Source organism: Paraburkholderia aspalathi (genome assembly GCF_905220735.1).
GTDB classification, from domain to species: Bacteria; Pseudomonadota; Gammaproteobacteria; order Burkholderiales; family Burkholderiaceae; genus Paraburkholderia; species Paraburkholderia aspalathi.
This window is the reverse complement of sequence record NZ_CAJNBA010000005.1, coordinates 105,579-119,667: the sequence shown is the minus strand read 5'-3', so window position 1 is coordinate 119,667 and position 14,089 is coordinate 105,579. Positions and strand designations below refer to the sequence as shown.

Here is a 14,089-nt window from a genome sequence, read left to right as displayed (position 1 = left end):
AACGCGCATTATTCCTTATTTTCGCGCTGCAGCAAATGAAAGTGGACAGCGCCTGCTTTGCCTTGCCGCACGATTTCCCAACCGGCGAGCGTCTCGTTCCCATCCAGTTCGAGCGCGTCGCCGGCTTCCACGTACAGAAAACCTTCCGGGCTCAGCAGCGGCACGGCCAGCGCGAGCGCCTTATCGAGCAGATCGCCGTCGAACGGCGGATCGAGGAAAACCACGTCGAACGATCCGGGGGCGAGACTCGCCGCGAGGCGCAAGCCGTCGGCTTCCGCGATTTCGATCGTACGCGCCGCGAGGCGCTCCTGGTTCGCGCGCAGCTGGCTGGCGGCCCGCGCATTGCGCTCGACCATCAACACCCGCGCCGCGCCGCGCGAGGCAGCTTCGAAGCCAAGCGCACCGCTGCCGGCAAACAGATCGAGGCAACGCTGGCCGTCCAGCCGTTGGCCGAGCCAGTTGAAGAGCGTCTCGCGTACGCGGTCGGGCGTGGGGCGCAGGCCGTCGAGGTCGAGCACGGGCAGCGGTGTGCGCTTCCAGTCGCCGCCGATGATACGGATGGCGTGCGGCTTGCCGCCTTTGGACGAAGCGCCGTGGGCGCGTGAAGGAGCAGAACGGGGCATGCAGTTTCGATTACGTTATTAGGGCGCCCGCGACGCCGATGCGTGCGGACCGGAGCGCCAACGTTACCACAGGGGCGCCCGGCGTCCAGCCTGGCCGTTCGGCCAATACGACGGGTGGCGGCGCGCCTGATAAAATGTGCGGCTTCCAGCGCCTTGCATCCCGCATCGCAACGCTGCCTGCCGCTCCCACGGGCCCGTCCCGGCTGCGCGCATCGGCGCGCGCTCTCACCACGCCAGATCATGTTCAGCTTTTTCAAACGATTCAAGGGTTCGAAAGAGTCCGATAACGCGCCAGAAGAATCGCAGACAGCGCCGGAAGCCCTGGCGCCCGAACCCGCCGTAGAGGCGCCGCAAGCGCCCGTCGCGCCGTCAGCGCCGCAGCCGGTAGCTCCGGTTCGCGTCGATACGCAGCCGGCTGCGGCGGCGTCCGCCAATGAGCCCGAAGCCGAAGCACCCGCGCTCGAAACCGTCGAAATCGTCCCGCCGCCTATGCAGGACGCGAACGCAAAGCGCTCGTGGCTCACGCGTCTGAAGACCGGTCTGTCGAAAACGAGTTCGAGCCTGACCGGTATTTTCGTCGGCACGAAGATCGACGAGGATCTGTACGAAGAGCTCGAAACCGCGCTGCTGATGTCGGATGCGGGCGTCGAAGCCACCGAATTTCTGCTCGAATCGTTGCGCGAAAAAGTGCGCACCGAACGCCTCACCGATCCTCAGCAGGTGAAAACAGCGCTACGCACGCTGCTGATCGACCTGCTCAAGCCGCTGGAAAAATCGCTGATGCTCGGCCGCGCGCAACCGCTGGTCATGATGATCGCGGGCGTCAACGGTGCGGGCAAAACCACCAGCATCGGCAAGCTCGCCAAGCATCTGCAAAGCTTCGAGCAGTCGGTGCTGCTGGCTGCCGGCGACACCTTTCGCGCCGCCGCGCGCGAGCAGCTCGCAATCTGGGGCCAGCGCAACAACGTGACGGTCGTGTCGCAGGAAAGCGGCGATCCGGCCGCCGTGATTTTCGACGCGGTTGGCGCCGCGCGTGCGCGCAAGATCGACGTCATGATGGCGGACACGGCCGGCCGTCTGCCGACCCAGCTGCATCTGATGGAAGAACTGCGCAAGGTGAAGCGCGTGATCGGCAAGGCGCAAGATGGCGCGCCGCATGAGGTGCTGCTGGTGATCGACGCGAATACCGGCCAGAACGCCCTCGCGCAAGTAAAAGCCTTCGACGACGCGCTAGGCCTCACCGGCCTGATCGTCACCAAACTCGATGGCACCGCGAAGGGCGGCATTCTCGCGGCGATTGCGCGTCAGCGTCCGATTCCGGTGTACTTTATCGGCGTCGGTGAAAAGGTAGAGGACTTGCAGCCGTTCAGCGCAGAAGAGTTTTCGGACGCGTTGCTGGGCGGTTGAACACAGCGACGCTCGTCGCAAAACAAGCAAAAAGGGCGCTCTTCCGAGCGCCCTTTTTTTCATTCAAGCCACAGCATCATTCCGCGTCGGGCTGAACACCAGGCGCTGCGCGAGCGAACGCGTCGATCTGCATCGCGTGTTCATAGATGCGCTGAATCGTCGGAAACTTCGCCGTATCCACCTTGAAGCGCTGGGCGTTGAACACCTGGGGAATCAGACAGGCGTCAGCCAGTGTCGGCGTGTCGCCGTAGCACAGCTTGCCGGTGCGCGAATCGCCCGCCAGATGTGCATCGAGCGTCGCAAAACCCGCTTCGACCCAATGCTTGTACCACGCGTCTTTCGCGTCGTCGTCGACACACAGCGTGTGCTTCAGGTATTTCAAAACGCGCAGATTGTTCAGCGGATGGATCTCGCACGCCACCTGCAGCGCCACCGAACGTACATAGGCACGCTCGGCCGGCGTGCCGGGCAACAGCGGCGGCTCCGGATGCGTCTCCTCCAGATACTCGATGATCGCGAGCGACTGCGGCATCACTTCGTTGCCATCGACGAACGTGGGTACGATGCCGTCCGCATTCACCTTGCGATACTCCGGCTTCAGCTGCTCGCCGCCGTCGCGCACGAGGTGCACCGGCACATAGTCGTACGGCAGGCCCTTCAGGTTCAGCGCGATGCGCACGCGATAGGACGCCGAGCTTCGGAAATAGCTGTAGAGCTTCATATTATGTGTCTCCTCCCACCGCGCTTCAGACGACGCGTACGCTGAGCTCGCCGAGCCCGTCCACGCCACCCTTCATGAGGTCGCCCTGCACCACCGCGCCGACGCCTTCCGGCGTGCCGGTGAAAATCAGATCGCCCGGTTGCAGTTCGAACAGCGTCGACAGATAGGCAATCGTCTCGGCCACCGACCAGATCAGTTGCGACACATCCGAATTCTGTTTTTCCTCGCCGTTCACCGACAACCAGATCGCACCCTTGCCGACATGGCCGACTGTCGTGACCGGATGGACTGGACCGAGCGGCGCCGAGTGATCGAAGCCCTTCGCGGTATCCCAGGGACGGCCCAGCTTCTTCGCTTCGGCCTGCAGGTCGCGGCGTGTCATGTCGAGGCCGAGCGCGTAACCGTACACGTGGTCGAGCGCGCTTTCGGCCGGAATGTTCTTGCCGCCTTTACCGATCGCCGCCACCAGTTCCATCTCGAAGTGGACGTTCTTCGATTGTGAGGGATAGGGGAATTCGCCGGTCGCACCCGGCGCGACATACAGCACAGCATCGGCCGGCTTGGCGAAGAAGAACGGCGGTTCGCGGTCAGGATCGTGCCCCATCTCGCGCGCGTGCGCCTCGTAGTTGCGGCCCACACAGTAGATGCGACGCACCGCGAACTGCTCGCTGGACCCCACGACCGGCACCGCAACGACCGGTGCGGGTGCAAATACGTAACTCATCCCGTTCTCCGTTTCTGGATTGTGCCGCGCCCACGCGGCGATAAAACATCGAGTGTAACGCGCGGCAAAGCGCCGCGCAGCGGATCGGTACCGGCACGCGCGGACCGGCGCTCCGGCCGCATCGTCTCGTGGGATCGCCGGTCCACCGGACCGCCTCGTCGCTATAGATGCGATACTCACACTGGATAGCGTCCTTTGAATTCCCTGGCCGACCGCCCAAGGCGGCACGCCCTCGTCCCACTGCGCCCGATGACCGACTCCGCCGACACCGCCAATTTTTTCCCCTGCGCCCGCTATATCAAGGAAATCGGCCGCGGCCCGAACGGCGCCCGCGCGCTGACTGCTGAAGATACGCGCACGCTTTACACCGCGATGCTTGACGGCCGCGTGGCCGATCTCGAACTCGGCGCCGTGCTGCTCGCGTATCGCGTGAAAGGCGAAACGGCCGACGAACTCGCCGCCATGCTGGCAGGCGCACAGGCGTCGTTCGAACCGCTTCATCTGCCGCACGCGGCATTCCGGCCCGTGTCGATACCCACCTACAACGGCGCGCGCAAGCAGCCCAACCTGGTACCGCTGCTCGCGCTGCTGCTGGCGCGCGAAGGTGTGCCGGTGCTGGTGCATGGCGTCACGGAAGATCCGGGCCGCGTGACGAGCGCTGAAATCTTCACACATCTGCAGATTCCGCACGCGCGATCGCACGCCGACATCGAAGACGGTCTCGCCGAGCGCCGTCTCGCATTCGCACCGATCGAGGTACTCGCGCCGAAGCTCGCGCACCTTCTCTCGCTGCGCCGGCGGATGGGCGTGCGCAATTCAACGCACACGCTCGTGAAAATTCTGCAGCCGTTCGCGCCCGCCGGGCTGCGGCTCGTGAACTATACGCATCCGCCATATCGCGACAGTCTCACGCAACTGTTCAACACGCACCCGGCCGCCGCGGAGGGCGGCGCCCTGCTCGCGCGCGGCACCGAAGGCGAAGCGGTGGCCGACACGCGCCGCCAGGTGCAGGTGGATTGGCTGCACGACGGCATCTGCGAAACGCGTGTGCCGCACGAGCGCTCGTCGCCCGACGCGCCTGAAGTCGACTTGCCCGAAGCTCGCGACGCCGCGACCACAGCCGCGTGGATCGACGCCGTGTTGCGCGGCGAAGCGCCTATCCCGAGCGCGATCGAACGGCAAGTGGAGCTGATCGTCGACGTCGCGAAAATTCCCGTGTGACGTGCGCGGCGTACGTGCAACGCAGCGCTTGCGGCATTGCACTCACGCGCCAGGATGACGGCCGCGGGTTGACACGCCTCTGCGAGCCGTCATACATTAGACCCATGCGTTCCCTTCCGAACACCCTCCGAATTATCTCCGGCCGCCTAGCGCGGCCCCTATCGCTACGTCTAGCGTAAGTCAGACGTAGCGCCGCGCGTTGGCAGCCTGAATCACCCAGATTAGTTGCCCAAAGCGCGGTCCTCAAAGCAGTTCCCCGCAGTTACTGTCTCACCCCCGACCGTAGTTCTTCACAACCTGTAGTCGTTTGCGTTCGTCCGTTTACCCTTCGGACGAAGCGCGAGGGTCAATTTCATGTTGCGCAATCCCGCTGAAAAATACCGCCCCTTTCCCGCAGTGCGCCTCACCGGGCGCAAATGGCCGAGCCGCACGATCAACCAGGCGCCGATCTGGATGAGCACCGATCTGCGTGACGGCAATCAGGCGCTTATCGAGCCGATGAATGCCGCGCAAAAGCTCGAATTCTTCGAGATGCTGGTAGCGATCGGCTTCAAGGAAATCGAAGTCGGTTTCCCGTCGGCCTCGCAAACCGACTTCGATTTCGTGCGCAAGCTGATCGAAGAAAAACGCATTCCCGACGACGTGACGATTGAAGTGTTCGTGCCCTCACGCGCCGAACTGATTGCGCGCACGTTCGAATCGCTGGAGGGCGCGCCGCGCGCCATCGTGCACCTGTACAACGCAATCTGCCCGTCGTTTCGCAAGATCGTCTTCAACCAGTCGAAGGAGCAGATCAAGGCACTGGCGGTGGAAGGCACACGCCTCATCAAGGAACATGCGCAGGCGCGGCCCGACACGCATTGGACGTTCCAGTATTCGCCCGAGACCTTCAACACGACCGAACTCCCCTACGCGCGCGAAGTATGCGACGCAGTCGCGCAGACCTGGCGGCCCACGCGCGACCACAAGATGATCGTCAACCTGCCCGCGAGCGTCGAGGCCGCGACACCGAACGTGTTCGCCGATCAGATCGAATGGATGGACCGCAATCTCAGCTATCGCGACAGCATCGTGCTGTCGGTGCATCCGCATAACGATCGCGGCACCGCCGTGGCCGCTACAGAACTGGCGCTGCTGGCGGGCGCGGATCGCGTCGAAGGATGTCTGTTCGGCAATGGCGAGCGCACCGGCAACATGGACCTCGTTACGCTCGCGATGAACCTTCACGCGCAGGGCGTCGACCCGGGCCTCGATTTTTCAGACATCGATGCGGTGCGGCGCGTGGTCGAGCGCTGCAATCAGATTCCGGTGCATCCGCGGCATCCGTATGCGGGTGATGCCGCAAAGCGGCCGGTGTGGAGCGATGAGGATCTGCAGCGCGTAGCTGCCTGAGTGACTTGAGACGGGGCGGAGCCGCCCTCCCGTTTGGAGCGCATTAGCGGCGGCGGCGCAACTGCATCAAAACCCGCCTGGCCGACCCACCAGGCGGCCAATTCAGCATGAGCGGTGCAACCCGCCTGCTCTTGCCGTTCGAGCGCTCACAAGGCGCTCACCCACTGCGACTGGCGAAACGGAGTGAGCTCAAAAAGCTCACTCGATCGCGCAACGCGTCGCCTGCCAGGCAATCAGACGCCATTGCCCGTCTTCCTGTGTGTGAATCGCCGTGTACGCAATCGGAAACAGCAGCGCGCCATTGTTCGCTTCCATTTCGATCAGCGCGCGCCCAGTGACGACGCAGGTCTCGCGCCCCACCGGCAGCACATCTTGCGACTGCACCTCGATCTGCCGATAGCGGCGGCGCCCGGCGGTAATACCGTCGATGAACTGTCGCTTCGTTTCGCGCTTGCCGTTCGTATGGACATAGCTCACGTTGTCCGCGAGCAGCGCATCGAGCGACTGCCCGTCGCCGTCGACCATCGCACGGAAGCGCTCGCGCTCGAGCCCGCGAATCGCTTCGATTATCTTTGCCGCCATTGCTCAGCCCCTTGCACCGGTGAGCCGAACGTGGCCACGGTCGTCAGAAGTTATATTGCAAATATAGCTGGTGGAAATTTATACCAGGATTCGGCTCTTTGATACCGCCATTGGAAATATGCTGGAAGCGGTAGCCCGCCTCGTACTGCTGGTGACTGCCGAATTGCAGGCCGACTCCCGCCATGGGGGCGAACTGGAAAGCGGTCGCGAGCGTGAGGTCAGTAGAAATTCTCGGGCTCGACAGGAGGCGGATACCGACACCTGCTTCGATGTAAGGGCGAATCGCACCCGCTCCGTCGATGAAGCGAATGATAGGCGTCACACCGATCTCGCCGATGTTCTCGTGCACATTGCCTTCGTCGGTGTGCCACCAGGCCACGTGCGCTTCGCCGATCAGCGAAAAGTGCCAATCGCCGATCTGCCACCACGTCAGATTCGGATCCCAGACCAGGCCGAGATCGAGTTTTTTAATGTGGTGATCTCCGAGACCGCCGGCGATCTGCACGCCGAACTGGTCGGCTGCCGCCACTCCGGAGCAGGCAAGTAGCAAAGCCGCCGACACACCTTTTAGAGCCAGACCACGCCAAACATTTTTTTTGTTGTTCATCGAACACCCGACCTAGTCGAACGCTGATTACCTTCGAATTGTTCCGCCTATTCTAAAGACAATCCTGATTTCGTGGATTGTCTGAAGAATGTTGAATTTCCGCAATTAGTCACTTCGGTTTTAGAAAAAGTCGGTCACTTATAAGACCGAAAGGAATATGTTAGGTAAATCCTACGGCGCACACGCACTTGCCGACAGAGCCCTCCATGGCTATCAAAACCTAAATTTCAATAGGAATTTACGGAACTTGGATGCCCCTACGGCCTCTAAGTATTAGCACTCGGCAAATCAGAGTGCTAACATCCAACGCTGGAGTCGTTTTAACTGAACACGCTTTTGTCTGATTCCAAAGGAGTTTCCTACGTGAGCCATGCAATGACCCTTCCGAGTACTTTGAGCCCGTCGTCGGCTAAGGCCGCTTCGGCAGGTGCGCTGGCGCTCTCGCATTCCTCGCTGCTGCCCGGTCAACTGGGCAATATCGACGCCTACATCCAGGCCGTAAATCGGATTCCGATGCTGACGCCGGCGGAAGAACGCCAGTTCGCCACCGAATTTCGCGAGCAGGACAACCTTGGGTCCGCACGCCGTCTCGTCCTGTCGCACCTGCGGCTGGTCGTATCGATCGCGCGCAATTACCTTGGTTATGGACTGCCGCATGCCGACCTGATCCAGGAAGGCAATATCGGCCTGATGAAGGCCGTGAAGCGCTTTGACCCCGAGCAAAACGTGCGCCTCGTGTCGTACGCCATGCACTGGATCAAGGCTGAGATCCACGAATACATTCTGCGTAACTGGCGGATGGTGAAGGTCGCCACCACCAAGGCGCAGCGCAAGCTGTTCTTCAACCTGCGCAGCCACAAGCAGGGTCTCGGCGCATTCACGCCGGACGAGATCGAAGGTCTCGCCAAAGAGCTGAACGTGAAGCGTGAAGAAGTGGCCGAGATGGAAACGCGCTTGTCCGGCGGCGATATCGCGCTGGAAGGCCAGGTCGAAGACGGCGAAGAGTCGTACGCGCCGATCGCCTACCTCGCCGACTCGCATAGCGAGCCGACTGCCGTGCTGGCTTCGCGTCAGCGCGACAAGCTGCAAAGCGACGGTATCGCGAGCGCGCTGAACGCACTAGACGCCCGCAGCCGCCGCATCATCGAGGCTCGCTGGCTGAAGGTGGAAGACGACGGTTCGGGCGGCTCGACGCTGCACGAACTGGCCGACGAATTCGGCGTGTCGGCCGAACGCATCCGCCAGATCGAGGCAAGCGCAATGAAGAAAATGCGCGGCGCGTTGACTGAATATGCGTAACACTTAAAGCTTGAGTCGTGCCGGCTCGTCTGGCGCACACTGTTTAGCTGCAGAGCCCTGCCCTCGCAAGAAGGCAGGGCTTTTTTGTGCCCACTCGACAATGCCTGCGCTCGATCGAAGACGCACGCGCACTCACTCAAGAACATGCCCACCAAACACGTGTTTCTTGACGTATCACAAACCCCATAGCAATACTGTCCAGACGGCGTGACGTTCGCGACCCAATGCCGCAGTGCCGAACTTACGCGCACTAGGTCATTGCTCCTAGAATCGGGATGAACTCGCCAGGCCTCCGAACCGGCCTGGATCCAGCCGGTTAAACCGGTGTGAAGTTGCCTTCTACCGATCATGACCATAGCCCTGAATCGCAATAGCCCCCCTCGCTCGAGCCTGCGCAAACGGCTCGCCGCCTGGGCGCGTGGTCCGACGCTGGCGCGGGATATCGCCATCGTCCTCGCCATCAAATTCGCATTACTGATGGTGCTCAAGTACGCGTTCTTCAATCATCCGCAGGCGGAGCATATGTCGCTGCCGCCTGAACAAGTCGCGCAGGCGCTGCTGTCCGTGCCTGCCTCGCATCCGTCCCAAGGTGGTCAACATGCCCGTTAGCGAAGTCGTAGAACTGTCGCGCCTCCAGTTCGCCATCACGGCGCTTTATCACTTTCTGTTCGTGCCGCTCACGCTCGGTCTGTCCTGGTTGCTGGTCATCATGGAGTCCGTCTATGTGATGACCGGCAAGCAGATCTACAAAGACATGACCCAGTTCTGGGGCAAGCTGTTCGGCATCAACTTTGCGATGGGGGTCACCACCGGCCTCACGCTGGAATTCCAGTTCGGCACCAACTGGTCGTACTACTCGCACTATGTCGGCGACATCTTCGGCGTGCCGCTGGCCGTTGAAGGGTTGATGGCGTTCTTCCTCGAGTCGACCTTCGTCGGCCTCTTCTTCTTCGGATGGAAGCGGCTCTCGAAAGTGCAGCACGTAAGCGTCACGTTCCTCGTCGCGCTCGGCTCGAATCTGTCGGCGCTGTGGATTCTGGTGGCCAACGGCTGGATGAATAATCCGGTCGGCGCTACCTTCAACTACCAGACCATGCGCATGGAACTCGACAGCATCTTCTCGGTGCTATTCAATCCGGTCGCGCAGGTGAAGTTCGTGCACACCGTATCGGCCGGTTATGTGACCGCTTCGATGTTCGTGCTCGGTGTGTCGTCGTGGTATCTGCTGAAGCGCCGCGACACCGAATTCGCTTTGCGCTCGTTCGCCATTGCCGCCGGCTTCGGCCTGGCCTCGACACTGTGCGTGATCGTGCTCGGCGACGAATCCGGCTACCGCACCGGTGAAGTTCAGCAGGTCAAGCTGGCCGCCATCGAATCCGAATGGGAAACGGCGCCCGCACCGGCGCCCTTCACGATCATCGGCATTCCGAACCAGAAGGAAGAACGCACCGACTATGCGATCCGGATCCCGTATGCGCTCGGCCTCATCGCCACGCGCTCGATCGACGAACCGGTGGTCGGCCTGAAAGAACTGATGGCGCAAAACGAAGTGCGCATCAAGAACGGCATGCTCGCCTACGCCGCACTGCAAAAGCTAAAGCAAGGCGATGTCACGGACGAAGCCAAAGCCGCCTTCGACGCGCACAAAGAAGACCTCGGCTACGGCCTAATGCTCAAGCAGTTCACCGCGAACGTCACCGACGCCACGCCGGATCAGATCGTGCAGGCCGCCAAGAAAACGATTCCCCCGGTAGCGCCCGTATTCTTCTCGTTCCGACTGATGGTCGGCCTCGGCATCCTCTTCCTTGCGACCTTCGTGCTGGCGTTCTGGTTTTGCGCTCAGCGCTCCCTACTCCTGGAGAAACGCCGCTGGTTCCTGCGCTGGGCTGTGTGGGCAATTCCGTTGCCGTGGCTCGCCGCTGAATTCGGCTGGATCGTTGCTGAAGTGGGCCGTCAACCGTGGACCATTGCCGGCATTCTGCCGACCGCATTGTCCGCATCGAGTCTGACGCCGGGGGATCTGTACCTGAGCATTGCCGGCTTCGTCGTCTTCTACACGGTGCTGTTCATCATCGAAATCATGCTGATGTTCAAGTACGCGCGGCTCGGGCCTTCGTCACTGCACACGGGGCGCTATCACCACGAACAACAACAGCCGCTGAATCAGTCGCTGCCGACCAACACGGCCGCATGATTCGCCGCCACTCTGTTCCAAGGGAAAGATCATCATGGATTACGCAACCCTCAAACTGATCTGGTGGGTGTTGATCGGCGTGCTGCTGATCGGCTTCGCGCTCACCGACGGCTTCGACATGGGCGCAGCGATTCTGCTGCCGTTCATCGCGAAGACCGACGCCGAGCGACGCATCGTCGTCAATACGGTCGGCGCAACGTGGGAAGGCAATCAGGTGTGGCTCATCACAGCGGGCGGCGCGATGTTTGCCGCGTGGCCGCTGGTGTACGCCGCGTCGTTCTCCGGCTTCTACTTTGCGATGCTGCTGGTGCTGTTCTCACTGTTTTTCCGACCGGTCGGCTTCGACTACCGCAGCAAGCGTGAAGACCCGCGCTGGCGCAGTGCGTGGGATTGGGCGCTGTTTGTCGGCGGCTTCGTGCCGGCGCTGGTGTTCGGCGTGGCGTTCGGCAACCTGCTGCAAGGCGTGCCGTTCTCGTTCGACACCGATCTGCGCGTTACGTATCACGGCAGTTTCTTCGCTCTGCTCAACCCGTTCGCCGTGCTGTGCGGACTCGTTAGCGTGTCGATGCTGGCCGCGCACGGTGCGGCCTTCGTGAAGATGAAGGCGGACGACGTCGTCGCCGAGCGTGCATCGCTCGCGCTGCGGATCGCTTCGCTCGCCGCCGTGGTGCTATTCCTGCTTGCCGGCGCATTGATCGCCACGATGATCGGCGGCTATCAGATCGTCGACGCCGCGCCGCTCGATACGGTGGCCAACCCGCTGCTGAAGAACGTGATCGGCGCGCCCGGCTTGTGGCTCACCAACTACGCAAACTATCCGTGGATGGTGATCGCGCCGGTGGCGGGCCTCGTGGGTGGCGTGCTTGCCTTGTTGCTGGCGCGCTCGCGTTTTGAAAAGAGCGCCTTCCTGTCGACCTCGCTGATGATCATCGGCGTGATCCTGACGGCGGGCTTCTCGATGTTCCCGTTCATCATGCCCTCCTCGCTCGACGGCCGCAGCAGCCTGACCGTATGGGATTCGACCTCGAGCCGCATGACGCTGCAGATCATGCTGATCGCCGTAATCATTTTCCTGCCGATCGTCCTGATCTACACGAGCTGGGTGTATCGCGTGATGCGAGGCAAGGTGACCGCCGCGGCGCTCGAAGAAAATCACCATTCTATGTATTGATCAGGAATACGGATAACAGGAGTTTGTGATGTGGTATTTCAGTTGGCTTCTTGGCATTGGCGTGGCGTTGGCCTTCGGCATTATCAATGTGATGTGGCTGGAAACGCGCCGGCCTTTGGAAGCGGGTAAGCAGAAGGCACGTTGATGGATCTGTTACTGGTCGCGCGCCGTTAGGCTCAAGCCGGCAAACGCAAAAGCGGCACCTTGAATCAAGGTGCCGCTTTTTTATTGCTGCTTCATCGGAACAGAAGCTTAACAATGGAGCGGCGCAGGCCGCTCCTCAACGTTGCATTACGCCAGCTGCGGCGCCGTACCGGCACCCGTATCGGGCGACAGACGCGTCGCCAGTTGTGCAGCGTAGCGCTGTGCTGCGTCGCCAACGACGATGTGGAACGTATCGGCCGAAACCCACGCCGTATCGAGCGTAGCAAGACGTTGACGATCAACCGCAGACGGATCGCGAACCACGATCCGCAGACGCGTGGCCGCCACGGCATCCAGCGACACGACGTTGCCCGCGCCGCCGAACACGGCGAGCCAACGCAACGGATCCGGATCGAGCGGACCGCCCTTAGCACCGCTTGCGGTCGCCACGGGAGCCACAGGAGCCACAGGAGCCGCAGCTACAGCAGGCGCAGCAGCAGCCACCGGCTTCACGGCATCGCCACCGCCTTGTGCGATCACCGTGCGGATTTCATCAGCGATGATGTCCGCTTCCGGTCCAATAATCACCTGCACGTTGGTCGAACCGCGTTTGAGGACACCACGCGCGCCGATCGTCTTCAGTTCGCTTTCCGAGACCTTGTTAGCATCGACCACCGACAGACGCAATCGCGTTGTACAAGCATCCACCACCGACAGGTTCGAGGCGCCACCCAGCGCGGCGATATAACGCTGTGCGCGCGGCACGGCGGCACCCGCAACCGGCGACACGAAACCGCCAGCCGCAAACGACTCGATCTGTTCTTCTTCGGCAGCAGGTTCACGACCCGGCGTTGCCATGTTGAACTTGCGGATAAAGAAGCGGAACAGTCCGTAATACACGACCATGTACACGAGGCCGATCGGAATCGCCCACCAGCCCTTGGTCGACAGGCCGTAGTTCAGCACGTAGTCGATAAAGCCAGCCGAGAAGGTAAAGCCGAGATGAATCCCGAGCGCCGAGCAGATCGCCAGCGACAAGCCCGTCAGCACCGCATGGATGGCATACAGCACCGGCGCGAGGAACATGAAGCTGAATTCGATCGGTTCGGTCACGCCCGTCAGGAACGAGGTAAGCGCCATCGAAGCCAGCAGGCCGAACACCATCGCGCGACGTTCTTTCGGTGCCTCGTGATACATCGCGAGACACGCGGCCGGCAGACCGAACATCATGACCGGGAAGAAGCCCGTCATGAACGTGCCCGCAGTCGGATCGCCCGCGAAGAAGCGATGCAGGTCGCCCGTCACCGGCGCGCCACCCGGCGGCGTGAAGGTGCCGAACACGAACCACGTCAGCGAATTGAGAATGTGATGCAGACCCGTGACAAGCAGCAAGCGGTTCAGCACACCGAACACGAACGCGCCAAGCGCACCTGCGGTGGTCAGCCAATGGCCGGCCGTATCAATGACGCCTTGCACCGGCTGCCATACATAGCCAAACACAATGCCTATCACCAGACAGACCACGCCGGTGACAATCGGCACGAAGCGTTTCCCTCCGAAGAATGCGAGGTAGTCTGGCAGCTTGATATCTTTGTACTTGTTGTACAGCAAGCCCGCGACGATACCCGCCACGATCCCGGACAACACGCCCATGTTGAGCTTGTCGTTGATGTCCTTCATCACCGCGATTTCGACCAGATAACCGATCGCACCCGCGAGACCCGCCACGCCGTTATTGTCTTTCGCGAAGCCAACCGCCACGCCGATTGCGAACAGCAACGGCAGGTTGTCGAAGATCGCGCCGCCGGCGTCGGCGATCATCTTGATGTTGAACACATCGGGTTGGCCCAATCGCAGCAGCAGGCCGGCAACCGGCAGCACTGCTATCGGCAGCATCAGCGCGCGTCCCAGGCGCTGAATCTTCAGAAACGGATTCCCATCCATTGACACCTCCAATCCTTGTCTCGTTGTCGACAGTCGTCGTTGAGTTCTAGCTTTACGTGG

At 61.6% G+C, this 14,089-nt stretch carries 13 protein-coding genes and 1 pseudogene; 8 read left to right on the top strand and 6 right to left on the bottom strand.

Going from position 1 to position 14,089, the window contains the following annotated elements:
* Window positions 1-8 precede the first annotated feature (8 nt).
* Window positions 9-623: a 16S rRNA (guanine(966)-N(2))-methyltransferase RsmD gene (gene rsmD, locus KHO30_RS27185; RefSeq protein ID WP_154564550.1), complete on the bottom strand. Its 615-nt coding sequence runs from the start codon at window positions 621-623 to the stop codon at window positions 9-11.
* A gap of 240 nt (window positions 624-863) precedes the next feature.
* Here rsmD and ftsY point away from each other — a divergent pair, with 240 nt between their 5' ends.
* Window positions 864-2,030 (top strand): signal recognition particle-docking protein FtsY, encoded by a 1,167-nt coding sequence (gene ftsY, locus KHO30_RS27180; protein WP_093643702.1) that lies wholly within the window; start codon window positions 864-866, stop codon window positions 2,028-2,030.
* A 76-nt stretch (window positions 2,031-2,106) separates the two neighbouring features.
* On the opposite strand, the gene maiA is transcribed toward ftsY, so the two are convergent.
* Both maiA and KHO30_RS27170 read right to left on the bottom strand, forming a co-directional pair.
* A complete protein-coding gene (gene maiA, locus KHO30_RS27175; RefSeq protein WP_211702888.1) occupies window positions 2,107-2,751 on the bottom strand; it encodes a maleylacetoacetate isomerase in 645 nt (214 codons plus the stop codon).
* Window positions 2,752-2,776: 25 nt separating this feature from the next.
* Window positions 2,777-3,475, bottom strand: a complete 699-nt coding sequence (locus KHO30_RS27170; RefSeq protein ID WP_211702887.1) for a fumarylacetoacetate hydrolase family protein — start codon at window positions 3,473-3,475, stop codon at window positions 2,777-2,779.
* A gap of 249 nt (window positions 3,476-3,724) precedes the next feature.
* Here KHO30_RS27170 and ybiB point away from each other — a divergent pair, with 249 nt between their 5' ends.
* Window positions 3,725-4,696: a DNA-binding protein YbiB gene (ybiB, locus tag KHO30_RS27165; RefSeq protein WP_211702886.1), complete on the top strand. Its 972-nt coding sequence runs from the start codon at window positions 3,725-3,727 to the stop codon at window positions 4,694-4,696.
* Window positions 4,697-5,050: 354 nt separating this feature from the next.
* Window positions 5,051-6,034: pseudogene (locus tag KHO30_RS27160) on the top strand (2-isopropylmalate synthase); the annotation flags it as partial.
* Window positions 6,035-6,286: 252 nt separating this feature from the next.
* On the opposite strand, the gene KHO30_RS27155 reads toward KHO30_RS27160, so the two are convergent.
* A complete protein-coding gene (locus KHO30_RS27155; RefSeq protein WP_093643712.1) occupies window positions 6,287-6,670 on the bottom strand; it encodes a nuclear transport factor 2 family protein in 384 nt (127 codons plus the stop codon).
* A gap of 43 nt (window positions 6,671-6,713) precedes the next feature.
* Window positions 6,714-7,277, bottom strand: coding sequence for an acyloxyacyl hydrolase (locus KHO30_RS27150; RefSeq protein ID WP_211702884.1), 564 nt, complete (start codon window positions 7,275-7,277; stop codon window positions 6,714-6,716).
* Between the two features lie 363 nt (window positions 7,278-7,640).
* Here KHO30_RS27150 and rpoH point away from each other — a divergent pair, with 363 nt between their 5' ends.
* The 5 genes from rpoH to cydX all read left to right on the top strand — a co-directional run bounded on the left by rpoH (window position 7,641) and on the right by cydX (window position 12,086).
* The gene (gene rpoH / locus KHO30_RS27145; RefSeq protein WP_211702883.1) at window positions 7,641-8,576 is read left to right on the top strand and encodes an RNA polymerase sigma factor RpoH; all 936 of its coding nucleotides are present in this window, start codon (window positions 7,641-7,643) and stop codon (window positions 8,574-8,576) included.
* 348 nt (window positions 8,577-8,924) lie between these two features.
* A complete protein-coding gene (cydP, locus tag KHO30_RS27140) occupies window positions 8,925-9,185 on the top strand; it encodes a cytochrome oxidase putative small subunit CydP (RefSeq protein WP_211702882.1) in 261 nt (86 codons plus the stop codon).
* Window positions 9,175-10,770 (top strand): cytochrome ubiquinol oxidase subunit I, encoded by a 1,596-nt coding sequence (locus tag KHO30_RS27135; protein ID WP_093643720.1) that lies wholly within the window; start codon window positions 9,175-9,177, stop codon window positions 10,768-10,770. Before cydP ends, KHO30_RS27135 begins: the two co-directional genes overlap by 11 nt.
* Window positions 10,771-10,804: 34 nt before the next feature.
* Window positions 10,805-11,941 carry a cytochrome d ubiquinol oxidase subunit II gene (cydB, locus tag KHO30_RS27130; protein ID WP_054035782.1) on the top strand — a complete coding sequence of 379 codons (1,137 nt, stop codon included), beginning with the start codon at window positions 10,805-10,807 and terminating at the stop codon, window positions 11,939-11,941.
* Between the two features lie 28 nt (window positions 11,942-11,969).
* Window positions 11,970-12,086, top strand: a complete 117-nt coding sequence (gene cydX / locus KHO30_RS27125) for a cytochrome bd-I oxidase subunit CydX (protein ID WP_093643722.1) — start codon at window positions 11,970-11,972, stop codon at window positions 12,084-12,086.
* Between the two features lie 146 nt (window positions 12,087-12,232).
* Here cydX and nagE read toward each other — a convergent pair whose 3' ends face one another.
* Window positions 12,233-14,029: an N-acetylglucosamine-specific PTS transporter subunit IIBC gene (gene nagE / locus KHO30_RS27120; RefSeq protein ID WP_211702881.1), complete on the bottom strand. Its 1,797-nt coding sequence runs from the start codon at window positions 14,027-14,029 to the stop codon at window positions 12,233-12,235.
* Window positions 14,030-14,089 lie beyond the last annotated feature (60 nt).

Bases quoted from the DNA above. Each gene is read 5' to 3' on its own strand.
- rsmD (WP_154564550.1), bottom strand. From the start codon at position 623: ATGCCCCGTTCTGCTCCTTCACGCGCCCACGGCGCTTCGTCCAAAGGC.
- ftsY (WP_093643702.1), top strand. From the start codon at position 864: ATGTTCAGCTTTTTCAAACGATTCAAGGGTTCGAAAGAGTCCGATAAC.
- maiA (WP_211702888.1), bottom strand. From the start codon at position 2,751: ATGAAGCTCTACAGCTATTTCCGAAGCTCGGCGTCCTATCGCGTGCGC.
- KHO30_RS27170 (WP_211702887.1), bottom strand. From the start codon at position 3,475: ATGAGTTACGTATTTGCACCCGCACCGGTCGTTGCGGTGCCGGTCGTG.
- ybiB (WP_211702886.1), top strand. From the start codon at position 3,725: ATGACCGACTCCGCCGACACCGCCAATTTTTTCCCCTGCGCCCGCTAT.
- KHO30_RS27155 (WP_093643712.1), bottom strand. From the start codon at position 6,670: ATGGCGGCAAAGATAATCGAAGCGATTCGCGGGCTCGAGCGCGAGCGC.
- KHO30_RS27150 (WP_211702884.1), bottom strand. From the start codon at position 7,277: ATGAACAACAAAAAAAATGTTTGGCGTGGTCTGGCTCTAAAAGGTGTG.
- cydP (WP_211702882.1), top strand. From the start codon at position 8,925: ATGACCATAGCCCTGAATCGCAATAGCCCCCCTCGCTCGAGCCTGCGC.
- KHO30_RS27135 (WP_093643720.1), top strand. From the start codon at position 9,175: ATGCCCGTTAGCGAAGTCGTAGAACTGTCGCGCCTCCAGTTCGCCATC.
- cydB (WP_054035782.1), top strand. From the start codon at position 10,805: ATGGATTACGCAACCCTCAAACTGATCTGGTGGGTGTTGATCGGCGTG.
- cydX (WP_093643722.1), top strand. From the start codon at position 11,970: ATGTGGTATTTCAGTTGGCTTCTTGGCATTGGCGTGGCGTTGGCCTTC.
- nagE (WP_211702881.1), bottom strand. From the start codon at position 14,029: ATGGATGGGAATCCGTTTCTGAAGATTCAGCGCCTGGGACGCGCGCTG.